This is a genomic window from Streptococcus australis (assembly GCF_019930045.1).
GTDB lineage: Bacteria > Bacillota > Bacilli > Lactobacillales > Streptococcaceae > Streptococcus > Streptococcus australis_D.
In genome coordinates this window covers 1-2,649 of record NZ_JAHZQQ010000100.1, presented here as the reverse complement: position 1 = coordinate 2,649, position 2,649 = coordinate 1, and the positions used below count along the sequence as shown (strand labels likewise).

Below are 2,649 nucleotides of genomic sequence, written 5' to 3'. Positions count from 1 at the left end.
TTAGCTTACAGAACTGCTTGTGAAGCTCTAGAGGATGAGTTCAAGTAAATGTTGCACTTATTCTTGCAATTTATCAAGAGAATTTCTTCTAAAGAGAAGGTTACAAAAGCTAGCTCTTCTGGAGCCAGACTATCTTTAAATTTATCCTGAATCTTTAAAATTCGTGGCAAGCGATCCTTCTTGGCCAACTTTGAACCACCATTAAAAGCATTAAAGCCAGAATTTTCTTCTATATTTCCATGCTTATCTGTGATCACCCACGACACCGACTCAAGAATCTCCGAATCACTTTTTTCCGACGTCAACAAATGAAGGTGTTCAAAAAGATAAAAGGGATCTTCGACATAATTCACATCCCAGGTATCAACCACAATCTCCTTATTCCTAAAGGTCATATGGAGCTGACTATCTGCAGCCGTATATTTGTAATCATGCTGACCATCTGTAAAACGGAAATTAGTCGGATTGTTCTTAGTCGTAGATCCCAAAATCTTGAGATGGTCTAGGTCAACAGGCAGATAAGTTGTCTCTCCTACATGGATCTGAGGCTTGTGTCCTTTCGAAGTCGGCATCAAGACATGATAGACGGCTTCTACATGACTAGAATCAGAATGAAATCCCTTTATGAGAGCCTTAGACGATTCAATCCGTTGATTTCGCAAGGTCGCAATCTCGCGGGCCAGTTTTTCATAGCGAGCACGATTCTCTTTATCAGCTGTCTCCTTGTCCGGTGAAATGTCAGCATGAAATCGGATTTCACTCAACAGCTCATTCCAAGACTGTGAATCTTTCTTGAACTGAGCAATCTTTTGATCCCCTGAATCCAAACCAAAGGATTTAATCCCAACTAAATACTTATGTTGCTCATCAACGACAAGCGAAGCATCATAAGAGGTATTGGCAATATCCTCACCAACAGCATGAAAAGCCTTTTGGAAAACAGTCTCTTGAAATTTTGAATTGACAATCGGAGCAACATAGCTTTCTCGATCATCAGAATCTTCACCTTCTGCTTTTTGAGAAAAGGCCTCACTCAGACTAGCAAAGTTGGTAATGAGAGTCTTGTATTTTTCCTTTTGTTCTTGTTTTAGGTGTTCCCACATCATTCAATCCTCACTTCTTATTTAAGTATATCAAAAGAAGACTAGATTTTCACTAGTCCCCTTACTTATATAATTCGTTAAATAATGCTGTAAAATTCAAAATTTCCACGTTTTTTTACCAATCTGAAATAATCTTCATCTGATAAAATGGCAAGACCATCCTCATAGGAGGCAATCTTCTTCTCTGCCTCCTCATAAGTGGAGACAAAATCTTTCACATAAGACTGGCCTTCAAACTGACCATTCATCTTGGTATAGATAATCGCAAATTTTCCTGAACGATCCAGTTGAGACGGCCCATTGCTCTCATTAAGGGCAAAAGCAATCCGCTCTGCAATGCGTTTAATCACAGGAACAACCACACTGTTTCCAGCTTGTTTGTAGAGTTGACCATTGGAAACACCCTCAGGCAACTTAAAGGTCTTTGGATAACCTTGTACATTGAAGGTTTCCTTTGGTGTTAACTTACGAATCTCCCCACTATCTGTCAGGATCAGAGGGACATTGTGCCCGCCTGTTCCCATATTAGCTGTTAAAGTAGGAACAACGCCATTTTTGTTTTCACGGACATACTGACGACGCCATTGGTAAACTGTATCTTGACTGGTCACTTCAAATTTCAACTGGTCGTAGAAATTTTGCTTGCCTTCTCGATAATAGTAGGCCTCATCAGGCTTGGCACCAAAATCAATAACATCACTCAAAGTCGTTGTCAGCTTGATTTCCTCTGGGAATTCAAACAAGTCATAGGCTTCTTTTGTATCAAAACCAACGATGTAGATCCGCTCACGGTTTTGTGGGATATTTCCATAGTCTTTCCCATTGAGTACCTTCCACTTGATGAAGTAGTTGTTCTCAGTCAAAGCCTCACGAATAACCTTGAAGGTATTGCCATGGTCATGACCGACCATGTTTTTGACGTTTTCGATGAAGATGGCACGAGGTTTACGCCCTTCAATCATACGAAGCAACTCAAAGAAAAGATCGCCACGATCATCATCAAAGCCCTTGCGGTAACCCGCAATACTAAAGGCTTGGCAAGGGAATCCTCCCATAATTACATCCACGCGCTCAGCTGGAATGTCTTCCGGCTGTACCGCATGAATATCACGACTATCCAAATGCGTATTTGGATAATTTAAACGATAAGTCTGACGCGCATACTTATCAAATTCATTGGCATACACCACTCTGAACTCGTTGGTTTGTTCAAATCCCAACTCAATTCCCCCAACACCTGAGAAGAAAGCTGCAATATTGTACTTCTCAGATTGGTTCGAACTTACAGAATTTGTCATGTAGTAACCTGCTTTCTAAAAATTATCTTAAGTATGATATTAAAAACTACGTGGAAAACATTCTTATCACTTCTTTAATTTTACTTTTATATAAATCTGATTGAAAAATATATATTCTCAACACATTCTTAGATGATACATTATTTAAATTAGATTGAATTAGATTTTCATTTAGCCCTGTTGTAAAATGAAGTGCAACACAAAAGATACGTTCATCTGATATACTAGAATTGCGAAAAACAGCATAA

Annotated in this window: 2 protein-coding genes and 1 pseudogene; all 3 read right to left on the bottom strand. The window is 39.1% G+C overall.

The window, feature by feature from the left end; all coding sequences use genetic code 11:
* Window positions 1-74: 74 nt before the first annotated feature.
* Window positions 75-1,103, bottom strand: a pseudogene (locus K1J10_RS10405) (hypothetical protein); the annotation flags it as partial.
* 77 nt (window positions 1,104-1,180) lie between these two features.
* Complete coding sequence (gene dcm, locus K1J10_RS10400) at window positions 1,181-2,401, bottom strand: DNA cytosine methyltransferase (RefSeq protein WP_195324427.1); 1,221 nt, start codon at window positions 2,399-2,401, stop codon at window positions 1,181-1,183.
* Between the two features lie 46 nt (window positions 2,402-2,447).
* A partial coding sequence (locus K1J10_RS10395; protein WP_223357298.1) for a hypothetical protein occupies window positions 2,448-2,649 on the bottom strand: 202 nt, incomplete at its 5' end.

Coding starts and splice junctions, on each gene's coding strand:
- dcm (WP_195324427.1), bottom strand. CDS start 2,401: ATGACAAATTCTGTAAGTTCGAACCAATCTGAGAAGTACAATATTGCA.